The sequence below is a fragment of the Novosphingobium sp. B1 genome (assembly GCF_900176395.1).
GTDB lineage: Bacteria > Pseudomonadota > Alphaproteobacteria > Sphingomonadales > Sphingomonadaceae > Novosphingobium.
The window spans coordinates 67,202-91,436 of sequence record NZ_FWXL01000009.1 but is presented as its reverse complement, the minus strand read 5'-3'; the positions used below and the strand labels follow the sequence as shown (position 1 = coordinate 91,436).

Annotated in this window: 10 protein-coding genes; all 10 read left to right on the top strand. The window is 63.5% G+C overall.

Annotation, left to right across the window (positions count from 1 at the left end):
- Positions 1–182: 182 nt before the first annotated feature.
- The 10 genes from B9A23_RS15775 (at position 183) to B9A23_RS15730 (ending at position 24,196) form a co-directional block, all read left to right on the top strand.
- The gene (locus tag B9A23_RS15775; protein ID WP_254895150.1) at positions 183–3,302 is read left to right on the top strand and encodes a CHAT domain-containing protein; all 3,120 of its coding nucleotides are present in this window, start codon (positions 183–185) and stop codon (positions 3,300–3,302) included.
- A gap of 3 nt (positions 3,303–3,305) precedes the next feature.
- Positions 3,306–5,351, top strand: coding sequence for an adenylate/guanylate cyclase domain-containing protein (locus B9A23_RS15770; RefSeq protein ID WP_084280051.1), 2,046 nt, complete (start codon positions 3,306–3,308; stop codon positions 5,349–5,351).
- The gene (locus B9A23_RS15765; protein WP_139797509.1) at positions 5,338–6,105 is read left to right on the top strand and encodes a hypothetical protein; all 768 of its coding nucleotides are present in this window, start codon (positions 5,338–5,340) and stop codon (positions 6,103–6,105) included. Before B9A23_RS15770 ends, B9A23_RS15765 begins: the two co-directional genes overlap by 14 nt.
- Before the next feature lie 4 nt (positions 6,106–6,109).
- Positions 6,110–6,889 carry a hypothetical protein gene (locus B9A23_RS15760; protein ID WP_084280049.1) on the top strand — a complete coding sequence of 260 codons (780 nt, stop codon included), beginning with the start codon at positions 6,110–6,112 and terminating at the stop codon, positions 6,887–6,889.
- A gap of 215 nt (positions 6,890–7,104) precedes the next feature.
- Complete coding sequence (locus tag B9A23_RS15755; protein ID WP_217806614.1) at positions 7,105–8,880, top strand: ShlB/FhaC/HecB family hemolysin secretion/activation protein; 1,776 nt, start codon at positions 7,105–7,107, stop codon at positions 8,878–8,880.
- Positions 8,880–18,293, top strand: coding sequence for a beta strand repeat-containing protein (locus B9A23_RS15750; protein WP_084280047.1), 9,414 nt, complete (start codon positions 8,880–8,882; stop codon positions 18,291–18,293). Before B9A23_RS15755 ends, B9A23_RS15750 begins: the two co-directional genes overlap by 1 nt.
- Positions 18,294–18,331: 38 nt before the next feature.
- The gene (gene cysS / locus B9A23_RS15745; RefSeq protein WP_084280046.1) at positions 18,332–19,813 is read left to right on the top strand and encodes a cysteine--tRNA ligase; all 1,482 of its coding nucleotides are present in this window, start codon (positions 18,332–18,334) and stop codon (positions 19,811–19,813) included.
- Between the two features lie 64 nt (positions 19,814–19,877).
- Positions 19,878–20,816, top strand: a complete 939-nt coding sequence (locus B9A23_RS15740) for a D-2-hydroxyacid dehydrogenase (protein WP_084280045.1) — start codon at positions 19,878–19,880, stop codon at positions 20,814–20,816.
- A gap of 167 nt (positions 20,817–20,983) precedes the next feature.
- Entirely contained in the window at positions 20,984–22,639 is a 1,656-nt protein-coding gene (locus tag B9A23_RS15735; protein ID WP_084280044.1) for an acetolactate synthase large subunit, read from the top strand.
- A 120-nt stretch (positions 22,640–22,759) separates the two neighbouring features.
- Positions 22,760–24,196, top strand: coding sequence for an aldehyde dehydrogenase family protein (locus B9A23_RS15730; RefSeq protein ID WP_084280043.1), 1,437 nt, complete (start codon positions 22,760–22,762; stop codon positions 24,194–24,196).
- Positions 24,197–24,235: the final 39 nt, after the last annotated feature.

Sequence of the window (24,235 nt, the reverse complement as noted above, 5' to 3'; positions counted from 1 at the left end):
ATCGGGAAACGAAAAGTGGTGCTACCGCCTTGGCACTTGCGGTTGATCACGCCTATGCTGTGCGCCAAAGCATAAACACATTCGGGGTTCGCAGACTATCACGCCAATGGGCGGGCCAATGAGCCTGCTCCGAGGAGTATGCGATGCGGAACCAACGACGGAGCCTTGGCATTTCTGGACCCGTGGCATTTGCCGCCGGTGTTGCCCTCGTCTCTCTGCTGTCCGGCCTGGCTGCGGCCCCGGTGCGCGCGCAGGCAAAGGGCCTGACGGACCCGATCCTTCTGCGAGACAGCTTTCCGCTGGGATCGGGCGGCAGCAAGGCCCTATGTCAGGTGCAGTCTCGCGCCGTCGACCCGGCCAGCAAGAACCCGATGGATCGAACCTGGGCTATTGTTTGCCGCGATTCCGCGCTGCCAGTCGGCCATGTCTTTGCGTTGCGGCAGGGAAGCGACGATCTGCTGGCGCGCCTTGCCGAACGCCGCAAGGCCACGGTCACCTGCGACAGCAAGGCTGTCGCCTCGACTGCCGGCCGCGCCCGGCAGGATTGTCGTTGGAAGGATCCCGATCTTTCCTACGAAGTGGTAAGCATCGCGCGGGGCCGGACGATCTATGTGGTCGAAGGGTTCTCGGCCTATCACGGCGCGCTCGACCTCGCCCTGCGCTCGATCTACGCGGGGCGCATGATCGACGAGCCGATCGAGGTTGCCCTGACATCAGTTGGCGACACAGAAGCCTATGCGCGCATCCAGGCTCTCACGCTCGATCCGACGACGGCGCTTGCCGAAGGATACCGCCGCAACAATTCGGGAGACTACGCCGAGGCCGCAGCCTATTTCGAGACGCTCGAACAACGCCAGGCGTCAACCGGCGACGTTCCGATCGACCGTGTCGAATTTCTCGTCAATGCCGGTCTGCAGCGCTCGAACCTCGGCCAGTTCGTCGATGCTGCCAGGCTCTTTGCCCAGGCTGCTGCCATGCCCGCTGGAAGCGGCGTGGTCGAACGGCTGCGGCGAAATTACGAGGCAATCCATCTGCTGAATCGCGAACAGCCCGCCGCTGCGCTCAGCAGGCTTGGCCTGCCATTGCGGCAGACGAGCGCGCTGGGCTCGGACACGCTGCGCCAGACGATGGAGCTGACCCCTTCGGTCACGCGGCGGATCAATGCGACCGACATTACCGCAAACGCGATGGGGCTGGTCGATGACCTTCGCCTGACTGACGATGAGCGCGCGACCATTCTCGATGCTCAGAACCTGCAATTGCAAGGTACCGCCCTTCGCCTGCTCGGACGGCGGGCCGAAGCGCGCACTGCTCTTGAGCAGGCTCAGGCCCGCGCCATGGCAGTGCGCAACGGCAGGGTCGTGTCGATCGTGCGGATGCGTGCCCAGATCCTTACGGAACTTGCCACACTTGCCGAAGAGGAGGGCAGGCAGGGCGATGCAGAGGGCTTGCTGCGCACGGCGGTTGATATCGTCGGGGTGCAATATCCCGACACGCGCAGCCTGACCGCCGCGCAAGCCCGGCTTGCCGCCTATCTTTCACGCCATGGTCGGGTGGCGGAGGCCGAGCCGATCTATCGGCAGGTCGTGGCGAACTCCGTCGAGCGGGAAAATGGCATTTCCGGCCTTTCGCGGCAGATGGCCCCTTATTTCGATGCTTTGGCTGCGAAGATGTCGGCCGATCCTGCGGCGGCAGGCAATTTCTTCCTCGCTTCGCAAGTCCTGGTGCGGCCGGGCGTTGCTGAAACGCAGGCCGTGCTTTCTCGCGAACTGTCAGCAGGAAACGATGAAGCCGCCAGGCTGTTTCGCCAGTCCAACAGCGTATCGCGCGCCGTCGAGCGCGCCCGCATGACTTACGCCGCCTTGCAGCGCCTCGACGACGCTGCCGCGCGAACGCAGGAGATTGCCGATGCGAAGAGGCGCGTCGATGAGCTTGAGGCGCAGGAGCAGGCGACGATCGTCCAGCTTGCCAGCTACTCACGCTATCGCGTTGTCTCGCAAAGAGCCTTGCCGCTGGCTGACCTGCAGCGGGGGCTTGGCGCGGGAGAGGTCTATGCCAAGATGGCGGTCCTGGGCGACAATGTCTTCGTGTTCTTCGCGAGCAAGGATCGGGCGGTCGGCTATCGGGCCGATGTGACTGCCGGTCAGATGGCGGCAATGGTCGACAAGGTGCGGCAATCGATATCGCGCTATGACGGTCGCAACTATGTCACCGGCACTTTCGCCGCCGAGGAGGCGGCCGCGCTGTATCAGGCGCTTTTCGCGCCAGTCGCCTCGGAACTGGTGTCGGCCCATCACCTGATCATCGAGCCCGACGGCGCCATGCTGACCTTGCCTGTCAACGTACTGGTGACCGATCCTGCGTCAGCGAAGTCCTATCTCGCGCAGGCTGCAAGCCTTACTGGTGATCCTTTCGACATGCGGGGGATGGCCTGGCTTGCGCGTGACAAGGCCGTGTCGACGGCTGTGTCCGCACGTGCCTTCATGGATGCGCGCGCGCAGCCCGGTTCGAAGGCGCGAGAGGCCTACCTCGGGCTGGGGCGCAATACCGCCGCTTCGGCGACCGTGGCGGCAGGCTCTTCGGGCGTACGGAGCGGCAGTGGCGATGGCACCGATTGCAACTGGCCGCTGGCGACCTGGAACCGCCCCGTATCCGAGGCCGAACTCCTTCAGGCGCGCAAGCTTCTGGCGAGCTTCGGGACCGATCTCATGGTGGGCCCGGCCTTTTCGGATTCGGCCATCAAGACCCGAAGCGATCTCGACAATTTCCGTATCCTGCACTTCGCCACGCACGGCCTCGTCACGCCGCCGCGTGCGAACTGCCCGGCCCGGCCTGCCCTTGTCACGTCCTTCGGCGAAAATGGCTCCGACGGCTTGCTGAGCTTTTCCGAGATCTTCGATCTGAAGCTCGATGCCGACATGGTCATCCTTTCGGCGTGCGACACGGCCGGACAGGCAGACGTTGCCGAGACGAGGGCCGCGGGCGTCACCACCGGTGGCGGATCGGCGCTCGAAGGACTGGTGCGCGCATTCATCGGCGCAGGAAGTCGGTCGGTCCTTGCCAGCCATTGGCCGGCACCGGACGATTTCAATGCCACAGAGCGCCTGATCAACGGCCTGTTCGAAGCTCCGGCCGGCGAAGCATCCGGCGATGCGCTGCTCAAGGCGCAGCAGCGGCTGATGGCCGATGTCGATACCTCGCATCCCTATTATTGGGCAGGCTTTGCGGTTATCGGCGATGGGGCGCGGCCATTGGTGGCGCAGGGGGCTCGCATGGCACAAGCCACAGGCGGGGGAAGATAACGAATGGCCGTACAGCCACGCGAGACCGACCAGGGGTTTCGTGAAAGACGACAGACGGTCCTGCGCAGTGTTTCGCAACTGGGCTGGCAGCGTTCGATGATAGCGTTGGGGCTTCTCGCCCTTGCGCTCTTCGTAGCTTTGAGAAGCTGGAACCTGCCGCTCTTGCGAGATGCCGAGGCAGGACTTTATGACCTGCGCGCAGCGAACTTCGCCCCGCCGACCGACACTGACAAGCGCGTGACGCTGGTCGTCTACACGGCGGACACGAACCGGGCGACCGGGCAGATTTCACCAGTAGATCGCACGATCCTTGCCAAGGCACTTGCACAGATCGACCAGCTTGGAGCCAAGGACATTGGCATCGACGTGCTGTTCGACAGTCCGCAAGACGATGACGATCTGCTGAGAGCCGCGCTCAAGGCGATGAAGACGCCCGTCTATCTCGCCTATGCCGACAACCGCACCAATCCCGAAGCCATCACGTACGAGCAGGAACAGGATCTGCGGGCTTTCCATGCCGGTGCAGCAGGAGCAAAGGTCAAGTCTGCGTCCATTCTGCTCGAAACCGACGGTGATGGCGTCGCCCGTCGCTGGCCGCGGCAGTACAAGGGGTTGCCGCCGCTCCTTTCGGTCGCGCTGACGCAAGGCAGCAAAGATGCTGACGCGCGCTTTGCCCGCTACACCGGGCCAATCCGCTACCGGGTCCCGTCGGCAAGCGACAGGCCGGTGTTTGACAAGATTCCCATCGATCTTGTCGCAGACCCGGAGACCGCGCCGATCGTCGCTGATGCGATCAAGGGGCGTTACGTGCTGATCGGCGGAGATTTTTCGGACTTCGACCAGTTCGATACGCCATTTACGCGCACCGGCAATCCGGTCACCGGTGAGACGCGCATGATCGGTGTCGAGGTCCATGCCTCGATGCTGGCGCAATTGCTCGACCATGCCTGGAAGGCACGGCCTGCCGAGTGGCTGAAGATCCTGGCAGCGGTTCTCGCCGTCGCCTTGGGTGCGCTTACTGCGATGCCCCGTACGCGGCCCTGGGTGCTCGGCCTTGCGGTCATCGCCCAGTTCGCGGTGGTGCTGGCCGCTCCGTTCCTGGCAGAGCGGCGTGGCTACGACACGCTGGACATGCCCGCGACGGGCTGGCTGATCGGATGGGTCATTGCCTACACTGCGGTAAGCGCGAGCTTGCGCGCAATCAACGCAGCGCAACGCGAATTTGCGCAAGGGGCGCTCGGCAAATACCTGCCGCGATCGGTCGCCGCCGAGATCATGCGCAACCCCGACCGTTTGTCGCTTCACGGCGAAAAGCGCGAGATCTTCTGCCTGTTTAGCGACCTTGAGGGTTTCACCAAGCTTACGCACGCCGTCGAGCCAGAAATGATTGCCCGGCTGCTGAACGACTATCTCGACAGGTTGAGCGCGGTGGTGCTGCAGTATGGTGGCACTCTGGACAAGTTCGTCGGTGACGCCGTCGTTGCCTTCTGGGGCGCGCCAATTGCCTATCCCGATGATGGTGAGCGCGCGGTGCGGGCAGCATGGGCGATGTACGAAGCGGGCGAAGAGTTTCGCAAGTCGGTGCCTGAAGGCGTTCCGAGGATCGGCCGCACCCGTGTCGGTGTCCATTATGGCGAAGCCGTGGTGGGCAACTTTGGCGGCGAGGGACGCATACAATACACAGCCTTGGGCGATGCCATGAATACGGCCGCCCGGCTCGAAGGGGCGAACAAGCCGCTCGATACCCGGGTGCTGGTCAGCCGCGAAGCGGCAGAGCGTTCTGGTCTGGACTGGTTCAGGCCGATGGGGACGATATCGCTGCGCGGGCGGCGTACCCCTGTCGATGTGTTCGAGCCAGTTCCGGACCTGGCGCCGGAAGAGCGGGGCCTGGCGATACAGGCGGTCGAAGCCCATGCGCACGGCGATGGCGCACGTGTGAAAGCTCTCACAGACAAGATACTCGAATCAGCGCATGACGACGAGGCGATGATGAACCTCGTTCAGAGGCTGCAGCAGACGCACAAGGGAGAAAGCTATGTTCTGGGTTAAAGGCAAGCAGATGCGGTCCGCAATGGCCGGTCTTGCCGCCGTGGCCGGGGTAGCCCTGGCCGGAACCGCCTGCGCGCAATCGGTTGTCGTGCGTTCGACCGGCCCGTCTTCGGCAGCTTATCCGCAAGGCAAGAAGCTGCCGGCAGGCGCGAGCGTTGTCCTGAAGCCCGGAGATCGACTGACCGTGCTGGACAAGGCCGGAACGCGAGTCCTGAGCGGTCCCGGCACCTTTGCACTGAACGGCGAGGTCAATCGTGACAATGGGGGGGGAATGGCTCTGGCGACCATGATGGCGCGCGGGGGTGGTGCCCGCACTCGCACCGGGGCGGTGCGTGGAGCGCCGACCGAGCCAATGCCGGCAGCACCCTCCGGTCCCGAGAATGTCTGGTACATCGATGCCAGCAAGGGCGGCACCTACTGTGTGGCGGACCCGGCCACGCTGGTCTTGTGGCGCCCTGAAAAGACTGCCGAAGGCACCGGCAAGCTCCTGTCGCAGGATGGGAGCACTGCCGAGGTTACGTGGCGGGCAGGAAGCGCGCTCAAGATCTGGCCAGGCGCCAGCGTACCGCTGGTCGATGGCCAGACGTACACCTTCAGCAACGCGGTGGGTGCGCCCGTCAAGATCCGGACCCTGCTGATGCAGGAAGTGCCGGCAGATCCTGTCGACGTCGCTGCGGCGATGGCGACGAAGGGATGCAATGCGCAACTCGATCTCTTGGCCAGCCTTTCCTCTTCTGCTCAGAACGGAGGCTGACGGGGTGACGGCCAGACCAAGCAAGCTATTGGCAGACATTGCGCTGGCGGCGTCCATCGTCGTGGGCCTGGGTGCTTCGGCCCAGGCGTTTGCCCAGGCAATCGTCGTGCGCTCCACCGGTCCGTCCGCAGTGGAATATCCCAAGGGCCGTCGCTTGCCTGCGAATGCCACCGTGGTTCTAAAGGGCGGTGACGTCGTGACCGTGCTGGACAAGGCGGGTACGCGGGTGCTCAAGGGCGCCGGAAGTTTCCGACTGGACAATGCCGTTAACCGCGATCGTAACGCCGCCGCATTGCTGGCGCGTTCTCTCAGCAACCCGGCTTCGGTTCGGGCCGGCGCCGTGCGCGGCCCTGCGGATGCTTCGGGCGATCAGGTCCTGCCCGTCAGCATCTGGCTGGCCGACACCGCGCAGGGCGGAAATGTCTGCGTTCCGCGTGGCAGCGATCTGTACCTGTGGCGGGCGGATGGCAAGGCTCGCAGCTTCACCTGGCTGACCGAGAGCGCGGGTGGAGAGATGGTGCGCATGCAGTGGCCGCCGCGCACGGTCGGCATCGCCTGGCCCAAGACAATGCTTGCCCCCCAGGAGGGCAGGACTTATCGTATCTACGACGAGACTGCGCCCGAAAAGGCCGCAGAGTTCCGCATTGTCATGCTCGAGCCTGAAGTGGTTCCTGCAGACGCTGCAGCACTCGGAACGCTGTTGCTCGACAATGGCTGTCGTGCGCAGTTCGACTGGCTTGCGCAGACGCTCGCCGAGCAGGAGAGCGAGCTGCCAAGTCCCTGATGTAATGCTGGAACCAAGTGATCCAGCGTGATTCCTGACGTACCGCCTTGAAGGCTCAACAAGAGCCGATTGCCATCACAACGCCCGGGTCGCACCGTGGGATTTTCATGATGGTCAAGCCTTTTGCCGTACCTGTGCCCCGTAGCGGGACCTGCGCCAGCAGGGGCCCGCGGAGAATAGTCGGCTCGCCACGTCCCATGCGATGCTACGCGTTGGTGGCTGTGCTGGCGTTCGGGGTGTGGAGCGGTGCGGCAGTTGCGCAAAGCTCTTCGGTGGCGGCAATTCAGCCGCCGACCCGTGAAGAGATCCAGCGCGGCGTAGCCGAAGGAACATTGCAGCGGCGCGGCAGCGTGTCGGTCGATGCAGGCGAGGTCGAACGTTCGCCTTGCCCGCTTGCCGCGCCCGAATTCAGCGGCATCAGGCTGAAGCTGTCATCCGTCTCGTTCAGCGGCATGCAGGATCTGCCCGGGTTCGACCTTTCAGGCAGCTACGCCGAGTTTGTCGGCACAGACCAGCCGGTCGCGATCATCTGCGAAATCCGCGATCGGGCGGCAACGGCGCTGCGACAGGCGGGGTATCTGGCGGCGGTGCAGGTTCCTCCGCAGAAAATTGACGGTGGTGCGGTCCGGCTGGATGTTCTTCTGGTGCGCCTCACGCGGATTCAGGTCAAGGGAGATCCCGGTCGCTCGGAAGGCGCGTTGCTGCGCTATCTCGACAAGCTACGGCGGGAACCGGTCTTCAATTCGCGCACGGCAGAGCGATACCTGCTGCTGGCCAAGGACTTGCCGGGCATGGACGTGCGGCTTGCCCTGCGGCCTATCGAGGGCTCTCCGGGAGAAGTCGTCGGCGAGGTGTCGGTACGGCAGGTACCAATTTATGCCGAAGTCGGCGTCCAGAATTATGGATCGGTGGCGGTGGGGCGCTACAGCGCGCTGGCGCGTGTTCAGATCAACGGCCTGACGGGGCTCGGCGATTCCACCGTCCTGAGCTTCTTCGCAACTCCCGACCTTGATGAGCAGAAGGTCGTGCAGGTGGCGCACGAAATGCGCATCGGCGGCGAGGGCTTCGCCTTGCGAGGCGATTTCACCTACGGCTGGACCAACCCGACGGTCACCGGGGCTACCTCGGACTTTCATTCCCGCACGCTCACGGCATCGCTTGAGGGCAGCTATCCGTTCGTCCGCGCGCAGGCCTACAACCTTACTGGTGCGCTGGGCATGCAATTTGCCAATCAGGATCTCGACTTCGGCAACATCCCTCTCAACCGTGACCGCCTGCGCGTGCTCTATGCGCGCGTCGAGACCAATGGCGTGGCGCGCGACAGCCTGGCCGGACGCGACGGCTTTACCCCTTTCGAACCGCACTGGGCCTGGGGCCTGTCGTTCGAGGCGCGGCAGGGTCTCGATGTCTTCGACGCGACGAACGGCTGCCGGGCATCGGCACGAGTTGCCTGCGCAGCACCGGGCGTGGGGACGGTCACGCCCAGCCGGGTAGAGGGCACCGCCAGCGGCTTCGTTCTGCGCGCTTCCGGTGTTTTCGATTATCGCCCGGTGCGCGGCCTTACCTTCAGCCTGCAGCCACGCGCGCAATACTCGCCCGACAGGCTCCTGTCCTACGAGGAATATTCGGGCGGCAATTACACGATCGGGCGCGGGTATGATCCGGGCGCCGTGATCGGCGACAGCGGGATCGGCGCTCGGGCTGAGGTGCGTGTGGGTTCGCTGATCCCGCGTACTGCCGGCGGTACGGCGTTGCAGCCTTATGCCTTCGTCGATGCGGCGTGGGTGTGGAACAACGATTACGCGTTCGACGGCCTCGATCCGCAGAAGGTCGTTTCGATCGGGGCTGGCTTGCGCGCCTCGATCCGGGAAGCAATCCGGCTTGATGCTGGCGTGGCGATCCCCTTGCATGACCCGATCGGGCTGCAAGTGAAGGGCGACGCCCGTTTCCTGCTAAACCTTTCGTTCCAGCTCCTGCCGTGGAGGCTGTGATGGCCCGCATGCCCAAAGACATCGTTTCACGCCGCAGCAGGGGCCTCTCCCGCCTGCTGACAGGTATCTCCACGGGCGCTGCGTCGCTCATGCTAATGGCCTTGGCTCCCGAAGCGAACGCCCAGGCGGTAAATGGCGACTTTACTGCACAGTTCGGCATCGGTGGCGTTGTTCGCGATTCAGTGACCAGGACCGATACGGTTACGATCAACGCAAGTGAGGCGTTGCTCGACTGGACGGCAACCGATGCAGGTGGCGTATTCCTGCCAGACGGGGCGACGCTCGCGTTTGCGGGCCAGCAACCCTACACCGTGCTGAACCGCGTGACGTCGTCTGCCACCACCGGCGCGCTGTCGATTGCGGGCACGGTGTCTTCGGACTCCGGCGGCAGGGTGTGGTTCTACAATCCTGGCGGCTGGGTGATCGGTGAGACCGGCGTGTTCAATGTCGGCAGCCTGGTGCTGACATCCCTGCCGATTACCGTCGATCCCGACTCCGATCCGGGACCACGCCTGCTGGGCGAACAGAACGAGATCAGGTTCGGGCAGGCACCCGACCCACGATCGTCGGTCATCATCGCGTCGGGAGCCAGGATCTCGGCCACCCAGGCGGCCAGCAGCTACGTTGCTGTCGTGGCGCCGAAAGTGGTTCAGGCAGGTTTGGTAACAGTGCGCGGTTCGACCGCTTACGTCGCTGCCGAAGCCGCCACGTTGACCATCAACAGCGGTCTGTTCGATATCGTGGTCGATCGCGGCAGCGACGATGCGGTCGGCGTCTCGCACACAGGTGCAACGACCGGTCCCGCAGGCGTGACCGGAGACGCAAACCGGCGGATCTACGTGGTCGCCGTGCCGAAGAACCAGGCGATGACCGCTGTGGTCGCCGGCTCGCTCGGTTATACGGCCGCCACGAGCGTATCCGAGCGGGATGGCTCGATCATCCTGTCGGCCGGGCAGAACGTTTCGGGCAATCAGATCCTGGCGGACAGTGCGGGAACGACCAACGCATCGCTCGCCATCAATGGCCTCGCAGCATCCAATACGGTCACCGGCCAGGCCAGCGGCAGCATCTCGGTCGACGCGGCCGCCGCGAACAGCACTTTTGCTGGCAACGTCGACCTGGCAGCGCGGGGTGACATTGCGGCGACCGTCGATAACGAGCATCTGATTTCGGTTGGTGGTTCGCTCGGTCTGCGTTCTGCCAACGGCGCCACAGCGGGCTCCGTCACCCTGGGGGCCTCGCGCGGCAGCACGATAGCTGTTGGGGGAGCGGTATCGCTCGAGAGTGAAGCCATTGGCGCGATCCAGACCGATCCCGACAACGGCGATGCGCTGCTCGCCGGCAGCCGGGGTGAGAACGCCACTTCGGGCAATGTTGCGCTGACCATTTCCGACAGCAACTTCAGCGCAAGCGGCCTGTCGTTGCGCTCTTATGCGACATCAGGCGTCGGCGAATTGTCGAATGGTAATGCCACGTCCGGTCAGGTCACCGTCGATGTCAAGCAGTCGGCAGGCGCACAGTCGGGCAGGACTGTCACGCTGGGCGATGTCGTGTTGCTGTCGGGCGCGACCAACGGCGGGTTTGGGCCGCAGTCACCGGTCGTGGCTGGCAGTTCCACATCAGGCAATGTCCTGCTGTCGGTCGATGGAGGAAATTACGCGTCGAGCCTGATACGCGCCTATTCGGAGGCTTACAGCTATCCCGCGATCGAGCCGGTGCCGCTCGATGCCCGAGCCGGATCCGTACAAGCCAGTTTTGCCAACGGTGCCAGCCAGTTCAATCTGGGACGCATTGAAATTGCGAATTACGGCTCGGCCAGCAATGGCGGTGCAGTGGTCATGGGTGATGTACGCTTCGATGGCAGCAATGCCCGGATTGCAACCTCGCCCGATGCAGGCTCCATCGACATCGGGTCCTACGCCTTCGGCAACCTTGAGGTGCCCAACACCGTCGCGCTCGGGCTTGCTGCGGGAGCCGTGCTTTTCACGCAAGGCAATTACATTGCGCTGGCGGCCACAGGTTCGGGCGCGACCGACACCCAGCGCGTAGCAGGTACCGCGATCACGCTCGACGCAGCCCGCTTGATTGCCCCGGAAGTCTACCTGGACAGCCAGTCGCAGGGATCCGGGCCCGGCATTGACGCCATCGGCGGCGCGATGACGCTGACCCTTGCGAACAGCGCGCAATTGCAGTCCGATCTCGTGCAACTGAACTCCTTTGCATTCGGCGGGAATGGTTCCGACGGCGGCAGTGGTACGGGCGGCGATGTTGCGATCGCGATTGCCAACTCGCGATTCTCCGGCGTCTTGCAGGTCGATACGACCGGCTTTGCCGGACGGCGCAGCGATGCCCAAGGCGCATCCGGAACGGGCCGCGGTGGCGATATCTCCTTCGATCTGACGGGAGGATCGGCCGTATTCCGGGCAGACAGCGTTACGCTGAAAAGCCTTGGCGTGGGAGGTGCTCCTAACTTCGGCGGTCGTTACTACACGTCGGCGCAAGCCGGCGCGGGGGCAGCAGCGTCCGGAGGCAATGTCAGGGTGGCGCTTTCAGGCGGTAGCCTGTCCGTCGGATCGATAGACAATGGCAATCAGCTACGGCTGAGCGGGCCGTCAATCGCTGCCTTCTCGGTCAGTTCCAACGCTGAAGGTGGCAATGCCAGCAACGTCGAAGGCGGCTCGCCTTCTGCCGGCGGCGCGGCAACCGGTGGTACCGCAGCCTTCATCGTCGAGGGTGGTACTGCCGATATCGCGTCGCTCAGCGTTGTGGCATCGGGCTTTGGCGGAACAGGCGCCGAAATCTCGCCAGACTTCAATGTCGATGGCGGAACAGGCGGAGCCGGCACGGGCGGGTCTGCCAGCGTCACGCTGACCGGCGGAACGCTGCGCACCGATGACTTGCTGGTCGAAGCGAACGGCAACAAATCGGACGAATCAGGCTACGGTGTCCAGTATTATGGCATTGGCGGATATGGCGATTACTACGGCAACTCCGGAACCACGACAGGATCGGGCGGGGCAGGAAACGGCGGTACTGCGCTTGTGCTTGTCGACGGCGGCGCGCTCCAGACGGCCGGGGCTTCGGTAAGCAGCACTCCCACGATTGCAGTCAACGCCATTGGCGAGGGCGGATACGCCTACAGCAACCAGGTTGTCGGGGGCTTTTCGGGAACTGGCGGGACCGGCATCGGCGGCACCGCGCAAGTCCGTTTCCTGTCCGGTGTGCTCGACCTGCCCAACGTGGTCGTCGATGCCTCGGGTCTTGGCGGCTCGGCGGGTCGCTTCGGATATGCCGATGCTGCCGCTGCATCCGGCGGAAGTGCGCGCGGGGGCCAGGCAAGCGTCGAGATCGGAACCGATTTTGACGAGCTGACATCGAATGACGACACCCGGTCCATCAGGGTCAGCGCAGACGGTTTCGGACAGGCCGGCGAAGATGGCGCAATCGGCGGCGCCGGAGGTAATGGTACTGGCGGAACTGCCAGGCTGCTGTTCAGCGGTGGCCGCTCGCGTCTCACTGATGTGCAGCTGTCCGCCATCGGTACAGGTGGCTTTGGCGGCCGCTCCGACAACGCTTCCACCGGAGGGATCGGGGGCAGAGGAACGGGTGGTACGGCTGCAATCATCGCCAGTGGCAGTGGTGCCTTTGCCGATCTGCGCGACGCATCGTTCACGGTTGGTGGCACAGGCGGCGACGGTGGATCAGGCGGCGATGGTTCAGAGTCACCATCCGGGGCAGGCAATGGCGGACGCGGCGGCGATGGTGAAGGCGGCACAGTTTATCTGACAGCCGGATCGGGCGGCGGGCTGCGGCTTTCCACCACGGCATCGCTTGCAGTCATTTCCGCTTCCGGCACTGGTGGACGTGGCGGGGATGGCGGTAACTCGGCCGTCTTCGGAAACAATGCGGTCGGCAATGGCGCAGACGGCGGATCCGGCCGTGGCGGTTCCATTCTGATCTCCGCCGATGGCGCAGACAGTCTGGTCGATCTCGGTGCAGTCTCGCTTTCGGCTATCGGCAGCGGCGGCATTGGTGGCGGTCGCGCCATCGTCGAAACCAGCACAATCCCGTCGCAGTCCCTGGGCGGGGCCGGCGGGATTGGCCGTGGCGGCACCATCGAATTCTTTGCCGACAATCTCGGCAACCTCACCGCCAGCAGCATCTCGGCGAATGCCAGCGGACAGGGTGGGGACGGCGCAGAAGGCTTCGGTTACGACGGCAACGGCAGCGGCGCCAGTGGCGCCAATGGTGGCGGAGGGTTCGGTGGTGAAATCCGCATCGGCGCTGCGTTTGGAAGCTCCTCAGATTTCGCGACTGCCGCTTCGATCGATCTTGTCGCCGGCGGCATAGGCGGTGCCGGGGGGAACGGCGTTGCTGCTCTTTCCGACAGTGGCGGCAATGGCGGGAATGGTGGGGCCGGCGGCAATGCGTCGGGCGGTGTTGTCGGCATCGAGAGCTTTGCCGACGGGCACGTCATGCTTGCCCTGGCCGGGATCATGAACCTTGCTGCCAACGCAACAGGGGGACTCGGCGGGCAGGGTAGCGATGGCGCAGCGACCACCGCTCTTCACACCAGAGGCGGCAATGCCGGCAGCGCTGGCGCGGGAGGCGGCGGTACGGGCGGTACAATCTCGCTTACGTCGCAGGGGGCCGAGATCATCGTGGGCAACCTTGATGTCCAGGCGCGGGGCATCAGCAGCGTAAACAATACCTTTGCCCAGCCGGGCAATGGCCCGGCAGGATCCGGGAATCCGTCCTCGGTGTCCTACTCGGCGCCATCGGGAGGAACCGTCACGTTCCAGTCGGGGGATGGTGGCACGTTCGTGGCCGGTCAGACGCGCGCCGACGTCACGTCCGAGGTCAGCTACACTTCGAACGGCAGCAGTTTCTCGATCGTCGACCAGCCCGGTCGCATCCTCGTAACCAACGACAGCACAGCCACCCGCGACGGCATGCGCTTCGCTGGGTTCACCGGGCTGGCAAGCAGCGGCTTCAGCCTCGGCGGAGATCCGGGAATTTCGATCCAGGCAATCTCAGGGCCAGTGACGATCGATGGCGATCTGGTGCTTGAAGCCAGCGCGCCCATCGCCCTGGGGATGGCGACTGGTGCCGGCATCACTGTCGGCAACCTTGCCAGCATCACCGCCGCTGGCGGCTTGTCCATTGTCGGCGAAGGCACCGGCCGTCTGATTGCGAACGAAGTTGTTGTCACCTCATTTGCGGGGATAACTGTCAGCAACAGCGATTGCCCCGAGGCTGCCTGCACCGTCGTCACGGGCCTGTCGAGCCTGCGTTTCGATGCCAGCAGCGACATTCAGCTTCTTGGTTCCTCGGTCGTCGAGGGCGTTGGTGCGCTTGACGTATACACATTCGGAAACATCACCGGCGACGCCGGCAGCGGCTACAAGTCGGCCGGAGACCTGACCGTCCGCGCTGCCGGAGATGCCACCATTCGCAATGTGAGCGGTGGCAGCGTCGAACTGGCGGCCGGCGCCGTGGTTGATGGCAGCACGATCTACCGCAACGGCCTGCTGACTTTGGGCGAAAGCGAAGGCGGCGGTGATTTCCAGGGCGCAAGCCTGCGCCTCCTGAGCGGTGGCGACATTTCTGACCTTGGCGGCAACAGCTTCACCTCGCTCGACTCCATAAATCTGCGGAGCGGCAACGACATCGTTGTCGGGTCCGGCAGCCGGTTCGTCGCGAACAGCGGCTCCTCGGGCACGGCAGCCGTAACGTTCTCTGCCGGTGGCCTTGGCATAGCGTACGATCTGGAACCTTCGGACATTCCGACGCTGCGCTTCATGGACGGTGCAAGCGTCGATGCTGGCCTTGGGACGATCAACCTGTTCGGCGCAGCCATAGATGCACGACTGGCTTCGTTCACGGCAGGCAATTTTCGGGCAGATATCAATCAAGCTTTGGCCTTCGGCGCGCCGCGCGGGTCGGATGGCGGCAAGCTCGAGCCGGACTGTCTCGAGGGCGCGATCTGTGTCGGCCAGATATCGGCAACCGGTACGGTCTCGATCGGAGCCAGCGAAGTTCTGCCGGTCGACGTTCGGGCAACTGGCCCAATTTCCGGCACTACCGTGCGCATAGGCGCGCTCGGCAATGTGACGGTAGGCAAGTCGGGCGCGGCCGTGGACGTCGGCGCCTCGTCGCTCATCAGCATTTTCTCGCGGCAGGGCAATATTGCCTTGACCGATAGTGCCGGTCTCAAGTCGGCGCAGGTCCGTCTGTCGGCCGCTGCGGGATCGCTCACCGGCAACGGCCGCATCGAGGCAACTGCCGACGACATCGGACTGACCGTCGGGGGCGACATCACTGCGGCATCGCTGGTCGCGGCTCGGGAATTGACGTCGTTCCAGCGTGCTGGCGGGGATCCTGAGGGTGCTTTCTCAATTCCGGGGGCGCTTCAGGTCGATCTTCTGCGGCAGGGCACGGCGGCAGACATCACGACAGGCAAGTCGATAGCGATCGGCATGCTTGCCTTGCCTGGCGCTTCGGCCAAGCTGACTGCCGGATCGTCGCTCATGCTCGGCGAACTTTCGGGTATCGAAGACCTGACCATCGGTGCAGTCACCGATGTGTCGCTTGGAAATCTGAACCTTGCTGGAAACCTGGCAATCGAGGCACAGACAGTCGCTGCGACCACACTGCAGGCTGGCAAGACGATTGCCATAAATACTGCGGGTGCAGCCCGGCTCGGCTCGGCGTCAGGTGAAGGCGGCCTGTCGATTGCTGCCGCCGACCTGGCGTTCACCTCGCTCGAGAGCGGCGGACCGGTCTCGATCCGGGCAACTGGCATCTCGGGCGGAAGCGTCACCACATCTGGAAGCCTCTCGCTGATTTCGAGCGGAGCTGTTTCACTGGCTCGGGCGGGAGCAGGGACCTCACTCGATATCTCGGCCGTCTCCCTTGCCGTGCCGGTTCTCGATGCGGGCGGTGACATCACCTTGCAAGTCACGGATTCGGCACGGCTCGGAAGTTTGAACGCGGGCGGCTTCGTGAACATAGATCCCCTCTTGCTCACGTTCGACAGCATCAATGCCGCAGGTGCAGTCGACCTTACCGGAGAAACGATCACTGGTGGCACGATTACATCCGGTGGCAACGTCTCTCTCGTGGCCACCAAGGACGCCGTGCTCGGCAATGTGATTGCCGGAGGCGGCGTATCGCTCTCCTCGGCCGGGCTTGCGATCAAGGACGTGACGGTAGCCGGCACAGGCACCATTGCGGTCAAGGCAGCGGCGCTGTCGGGCGGCACCCTGAAGACGGGGGGGAGCATCTCCATCCAGTCCAGCGGTCCTGCGACTCTTGCCAGTGCCGAGGCGGGAACATCGATAGAGGTGGTCGCTGCAGAGCTTGCTGTGGCGACGCTAAAGGCCGGCGGCAACGTGAACATTGCCGTCACCCGCAAGGTGGTCCTGGGGGCTGTGTCGTCAGGGGATGCGGCCACTTTGTCTGCCGCCGTGATCGAGGCCGGGGATGTCAGTGCAGCCGGAGCGCTGTCGGTCACGACAACAGGTGCCGCCACGCTCGGCAACTTGTCCGCAGGCGGGGATCTTCGGCTTCAGGCCGGCGATGCTCTGGGCTTTGGCGCGCTGGACGGCGCGCGGGTGGTAGCAAGGGGCACGTCCGTCAGCGGCGGAAATGTCCGTTCGCGCACTGCAGAAGTCGATCTGGCGGCAACCGGCGATATTGCAGTTGGTCAGGTGTCCAGCGCGGGCTCTATCGTCCTTTCTGCTCGCGACCTGCGCTTTGGGGGGCTTCAGGCTGCCGCCAATGTCGAGGCGCGGGCTAGAGCGATTTTCGATGCGCCGATCAGGGCCGGGCAGGATCTCACGCTGCGCAGTGATCTCGACCTCACCACGACCGATATTGTCGCGCGCAATGCCAGCCTTGTCTCGCAGGGTGTGATCAATGTCAGTGGCCTGCAGTTGAGCGGAACACTCTCTGCCAACGCCACGGCTGTCGGCATCAAGGCTGTTGGCGGTCTGTCGTTGCGCGACGTAACGGCGACAAACGGCGATGTTTCGGCAATTGCCACGGGAACCGTCACTGCCAGCCGTATTGCGGCAACCGGCAACATCACGCTTGCCGCCAGTGGCGGGGATGTGGTCGTGTCGCAATTGTCTGCAGGGTATTCCGCGCAAGGGCAGACGGCCGTAACCGGCGCCGGAACCGTCACCGCAGGCGTGGTCGGACGCGGCGACATCATCCTCGATGCTGTTCGCGACATCGTCGTCGAGGGCACCGTGGATGCGGCAAAGTCCATTGCCATGACCGCAGTCAATGAGATCAGGCTGAACGGCCTGGTGACTGGCGCGGTGATTGACGTGGCGTCCGCGCAGATCGGCATCGGCGCGACCGGGCAACTCGGAGAGTCTTCGCGGACTGACGCCATCATCATCGTCAACAACGGTCAGGGCACGACATTGCTCGGGGACAACCTTCCTGCGCAGACGGCTGGCTATGCGCTTTCGCAGGCAGAGTTCGGTCACATTCGCTCACGCGGCGATCTGACAATCCGCGGTACAAGCCCGATGCTTGTGGGCGATCTTTCGGTGGCCGCGCAATCCGGCTCGGCTGGAGGACAGATCGGCGAGACCGGAACCCTCTCGCTGCGCTCATCAGGCTTGGTCTCGTTGCTGGGCTCGGCCGCGCTGGCCAACGCTTCGGGCAATACCCTTGCGATATCGAGTGACGCAGGTGTTTATCTCGACGCAGCGACGGGATCGGTAAGGCTGGGAGAAGGCGGTTCGCGTGCCGGGACGTTGGTGATTTCAGGAAACGGGATCGCCATGGTCACCCGCACGGCGCTTGCCGACATAGCCAACCTCTCCGGCACGGCTGCGATTACGGCACGTCTTGGCCAGAACGATGGCGTGACGGCAGACAGGACGCTCGTGGAGGCTGGTACCATCCAGTTGCAATCGGATCGTTCGGTCTATGTCCAGAACACGGCTGCAAGCACGGCATTGGTCGACCGGCGCGGGATTGTCGCCGACGCCTTGCAGATCGGCGTACGGGGCACCGGAACGCTCGACATCGTGATCAACGGCACGGTCAACGGCGCAACAGGCGTCGATGCGGTGGGCCTGGTTGGCATAACGGGCACGTTTACCGATCTCTCCTCTATAAATGGCTGCGTCATTCGCAATGTCGGCAGTTGTACGGCTCGTCCGCAGATGCCGACGACGACGGCCAATGTGGAAGTACGTGACCTGATCGAGGAAGTGCTCGAACTTGATCCTGCCGATACGGCCCTGCAGGTTGTTGACAGCTTCACGGGTACGACCCTGATCCGGATGAACCAGATCGCACCCGCAGGCTTTGAACCGCTGATCGACGAACCCGTCACCGGCACCGGTAACGATGACCTGCTCGGCGAAGGCAAGCCTGATGGCGAGTGACTTGACCTGACGTGCGCGGGCGGGGCAAGGGCTGATCCATGTCAGCCCATGGTCCCGCCCAGTTCGCGCCCTCCGCACCCTTGAAGCTGTTCAACAGCCTGACCCGGCAACTGGAAGCGTTCGAGCCTGTCCACCCCGGCGAGGCGCGCGTCTACTCCTGCGGACCCACGGTCTACAATTACCCCCACATCGGCAACATGCGGGCCTATGTCTTTGCCGACATTCTCGGCCGCACCCTGTCGTTCAAGGGGCTGAAGCTTACCCATGTCATCAACATCACCGATGTCGGTCACCTGACCGACGATGCCGATGATGGCGAGGACAAGATGGAGAAGATGGCAAAGGCACAGGCCCAATCCATCTGGGACATCGCCCGGCATTATACGCAGGCCTACTGGGAAGATATCAAGGCGCTCAACATCCGCCAGCCTGCGCGCTGGACGATTGCCACCGAATTCGTCCCCCAGATGATCGCGTTCGCGCAGCAGATCGCGCCAAGGCACTGCTACGAACTCGATAGCGGCCTCTATTTCGATGTGTCCACCGTGGAGGACTACGGCCGTCTGGCTCGCGCTCAGACGGAAGAGGGTGAGGGGCGCATCGAAGCCGTCGAAGGGAAGCGCAATGCCGCCGACTTCGCTATCTGGCGCAAGACACCGCCGGGCGAGAAGCGCCAGATGGAATGGGACTCGCCGTGGGGCAAGGGCGCTCCCGGCTGGCATCTCGAATGCTCGGTCATGTCGGGAGAAGTGCTCGGCTTTCCGTTTGATATCCACACCGGCGGCATCGATCACCGCGAGATTCATCACCCCAACGAGATTGCGCAGAACCAGGCGTTCTGCTGCACCAATGGCCTCGACCTGCCCGCCAATTCCGGCGCGCGGGTGTGGATGCACAACAACTTCCTCGTCGAACGCTCGGGCAAGATGAGCAAGTCGAGCGGCGAATTCCTGCGGCTGCAGTTGCTGATCGACAAGGGCTATGCGCCTCTTGCCTACCGTCTGATGTGCTTGCAGGCGCACTACCGCAGCGAACTGGAATTTTCGTGGGATGGCCTTGCCGCAGCACTAACGCGATTGAAGCGGATGCTGATCGCAGTTGGTCAGCTGCAGGAGCGGGCGGGTGTGGGCGAGGTCCAACCGGGCCCGCGTTTCATGCCGTTCCTCGAACGTTTCGATGCCGCCGTGTCTGACGACCTCAACACGCCGGTGGCCCTGACCGTCTTCGAGGAGGTCCTCGCGCTCAAGAAGGTAGACGCGTCAGAGAAGCTGGCTGCCCTCTCGGCAATGGATGCCGTGCTTGGTCTCGGTCTGCTCGCGCTTGACCGCAAGTCCCTTCGCCTTCGGCCCAAGGGCGTGGAAATCGACGAAGCTGAGATCGAAGCATCGCTGGAAGCCCGCAAGGCCGCCCGCGCCGAAAAGGACTTCGCCCGATCTGATGCCCTGCGCGAGGAGCTTGCTGCCAAGGGCGTCGAGGTGATGGACGGAGATCCGCTCGGCTGGGAGTGGAAGCTCGCCTGAGCGGGTTTCAATCTGCAATCGATGGGTTAAGTCTCTCCGTAACAATCTTCGGGAGAGACTGACAATGACCGTCCTTGTCATGAATGCCATGGCCGCGCCGCTGATCGAGCCGCATCTGCCCGATTGGGTGGAGCCGCGCTTCTTTCAAAGCGCCGACGAACTGTTCGAACTTGCGCCGCAAGCCGAAATCGGCTGGTTTGATCTCTATCAGCCCGGAGGGATGGACAAGGCTATCCGCTTGGCAACCAAGCTCAAGTGGCTGAACTCGGTCTACGCAGGCGTTGATTTCTTCCCGCTCGACGTGCTGCGTGAACGGGGCGTCGTCCTGACGAACGGGAGCGGCATAAATGCGATCACCATTGCCGAATATGTGGTCATGGGCATGCTCACGATCGCCAAGGGCTATCGCGAGGTCGTGCGTGCGCAGGATCGGCATGAATGGCTGCTCGACAGCCCCGGCAAGGTGGAACTGGCAGGAAGCCGTGCCCTGATCCTCGGTTACGGCGCGATCGGCCAGAAGGTCGAACGGATGCTGCAGGGCTTCGATGTCGAGGTCGTCAAGGTCCGGCGCTCGTCCGGCGAAGGAACGCTGGGGCCAGACGAATGGCGCGCGCAGCTTGGTGCGTTCGATTGGGTTATCCTTGCCGTGCCGGCTACGCCTGAAACGGATGGCATGATCGGCGCGGCCGAACTCGCGGCAATGAAGCCCGGATCGACGCTGATCAACGTCGCGCGTGGCAGCGTGGTCGATCAGGAAGCCCTGATTGCAGGCCTCAGGGCGGGCCGTCCCGGCCATGCCTTCCTCGACGTCGTCACGCCCGAGCCATTGCCTGCCGATCATCCGCTCTGGGCCGTGCCCAATGCGCACGTGACCAGCCACCTTTCCGGGCGCGCGCAGACGCGCATGTTCGAACGCTCTGTCACGCGCTTTCTGGAGAATTTGCAGCGCTTCCAACGGGGTGAACCTCTTCAGCCGCAGGTGGATCTTTCGCTCGGATACTGATTGCGAAGGGGTGACTCCGGTGCACGCCTTTGATAGCCATGAGGACAGCAAGGGCAGGCGCGGGGGCCATAACGACACGCGCCGGTTTAATGCCTCTGGCGGTCGCATCCGAATAGGGGAGGGTAACGCAGCCTGGCCGCGCGTTCCCATTGATGGAGCGACCAAAAATGGCCGAAGGCAAGAAGGCGTCAGACCTGTTCATCGAGTGCCTTGAGGAAGAAGGCTGCGAATACATCTTCGGCGTTCCGGGCGAAGAAAACCTCGATTTCCTCGATTCGCTCTCCCGCTCGAAGAAGATCAAGCTGATCCTCACGCGGCACGAACAGGGCGCAGGGTTCATGGCAGCCACCTACGGTCGCCATACCGGCAAGACCGGCGTTTGCATCGCCACGCTTGGGCCGGGCGCGACCAACTTCGTCACCGCTGCTGCCTATGCCACGCTTGGCGGCATGCCGATGCTGATGATCACCGGCCAGAAGCCGATCAAGAAATCCAAGCAGGGCCGCTTCCAGATCCTCGATGTCGTCTCGATGATGGGGCCGATCACGAAGTTCACGCATCAGATGGCGAGCTCGGACAACATCCCGAGCCGCGTGCGCGAGGCCTACCGTCTGGCCGAGGAGGAAAAGCCTGGCGCGACGCACATCGAACTGCCCGAAGACATCGCCGACGAGCACACAGATTCGGTTCCGCTCGAGCGCAGCCTTGTCCGCCGACCCAACGCCGATGCCAAGTCTGTCGCGCAGGCTGTCGAGGCACTTCAGAGCGCCAAGGCGCCGGTGCTTGTGATCGGTGCGGGTGCGAACCGCAAGATGACCGGCAAGATGCTGCGCGAATTCGTCGAGAAGACCGGCATCCCGTTCCTTACCACCCAACTCGGCAAGGGTGTGATCGATGAGCGGCATCCCAAGTTTCTCGGCTGTGCCGCGCTGTCTGCCGGTGACTTCGTGCATCGTGCTGTCGAGGACGCCGACCTCATCATCAATGTCGGCCACGACGTCATCGAAAAGCCCCCGTTCTTCATGCGCGAAGGCGGCACGCCGGTCATCCATGTCTCGACCAAGACGGCCGAGGTTGACCCGGTCTATTTCCCCGCCATCGAAGTCATCGGCGATATCGCCAATGCCATCTGGCAGATGAAGGAAGCGATCACGCCCAATCCGGCATGGAGCTTCGATCACATGCTGGCCTATCGCGCGGCCGAAGTCGCGCATACCGCACCGCTTGCCGCCGACACCCGCTTCCCGATCTTCCCGCCGCATCTCGTCCAGCAGATCCGCGATGCTCTGCCCGAGGACGCGATCATCTGCCTCGACAACGGCGTCTACAAGATCTGGTTTGCGCGCGGCTTCACAGCCTATCACCCGAACACCGTACTGCTCGACAACGCGCTGGCGACGATGGGTGCGGGCCTGCCCTCGGCAATGATGAGCGCGATGCTCTATCCCGAACGCAAGGTCATGGCGATCTGCGGCGATGGCGGCTTCATGATGAACAGCCAGGAGATGGAAACCGCGGTCCGCCTCGGCCTCAACCTTACCGTGCTGATCCTCAACGACAGCGCCTACGGCATGATCCGCTGGAAGCAGGCGAACATGGGCTTTGAAGACTTCGGGCTGACCTACAACAACCCGGATTTCGTGAAGTATGCCGAGGCTTACGGCGCCAACGGCTACCGCGTGACCAGCGCCGATCATCTAAAGGAATTGCTGGCGCATTGTCGCGATACGCCAGGCGTCCACCTGATCGATTGCCCGGTCGACTATTCGGAGAACGACCAGATTCTCAACAAGGATATCAAGGAACTGTCTAAGGCACTCTAGGGTTCAGCCAACTCGATGCCGTCGCCCCGGGCCAGTCCCGGGTGACGTTTGGCAGCAGACGGCGCTTCATGGAAATACGATCCCCCGCCTGATCCGGGGAGACGTTGGAGAATCAGAACAGTGACCCCACTCAAGGACGTCTACCCGCTCTACCTCAACAATAACGCGGTGCAGCCCAACACCGACCTGAAGGTGACCGACAAATTCACAGGCGAGGTAGCGTTCCGAACGGCGCTGGCCACCCCCGATGTGATCGACGAGGCGATTGCCGGCGCCGTCCGCGCGGCCGAGCCGATGGCCAGGCTTGCCTCCTACGAGAAACGCGACGTGCTCGATCACTGCGTCCGCCGTTTCGAACAGCGCAAGGACGAACTGGCCTTTGCGCTGTGCATCGAGGCCGGCAAACCGATCGCGGATTCGGAAGGTGAGGTGGGGCGCCTGATCGATACCTTCCGCATTGCCGCCGAGGAAGCCACCCGCAACTATGGCGAGGTCCAGCCGCTCGACATCAGCCCGCGCGCCAAGGGCTACATGGGCATGTGGAAGCGCGTGCCGATCGGGCCGTGCAGCTTCATCTCGCCGTTCAACTTCCCGCTCAACCTCGCCGCCCACAAGATCGCCCCGGCGATCGCGATGGGCTGCCCGTTCGTGATGAAACCTGCATCGCTCACCCCCCTTGGCGCGATCATCATGGGCGAGGTGCTGGCCGAGTGCGATGTCCTGCCCGAAGGCGCATTCTCTATCCTTCCGGCCAGCCGCGACGGCGCCGACCTGTTCACGACCGACGATCGCCTCAAGCTGCTCTCCTTCACCGGATCTCCCGGGGTCGGCTGGGAGCTCAAGGCCAAGGCCGGGAAGAAGAAGGTCGTGCTTGAACTTGGCGGCAACGCGGCAGTGGTGGTCGACAAGGACGCCGACCTTGAACACGCACTCGCCCGGATCATCTTCGGCGGGTACTACCAGTCGGGCCAGTCCTGCATCCACGTTCAGCGCGTGATCATCCACGCCGACATCTACGACCAGTTCCGCGACATGCTGACGGCCAAGGTCAAGACCCTGAAGTCGGGCGATCCCAAGAACCGCGATACCTTCATCGGCCCGATGATCTCGGCCAAGGAAGCCCAGCGCCTCAAGTCGTGGATCGATGCTGCAGTATCGGGCGGAGCCAGGCTCCTCGCCGGCGGCAACTGCGAAGGCAACATGCTCGAGGCGACCCTTCTCGAAGGCTGCAGCCGCGAAATGGATGTCTACACCGAGGAAGCCTTCGGCCCGGTTGTCATCCTCTCGAAGTTCACCGAGTGGGATGCGGCACTCGAGGAAGTGAACGACAGCAAGTTCGGTCTGCAGGCCGGTCTTTTCACCTCCGATCTCCACAAGGTCATGGACGCTTGGGACAAGCTGGACGTGGGCGGCATTGTCGTGAACGACGTATCGTCCTACCGCGTCGACAACATGCCCTATGGCGGCGTCAAGGATTCGGGCCTCGGGCGCGAAGGCATTCGCTTTGCGATGGAAGACATGTCCGAAATCCGCAACATGGTCATCCGGCGCAAGTAGGCATCGGGGCGATGGTCAAACTGTTGCTGTTTCATGTTT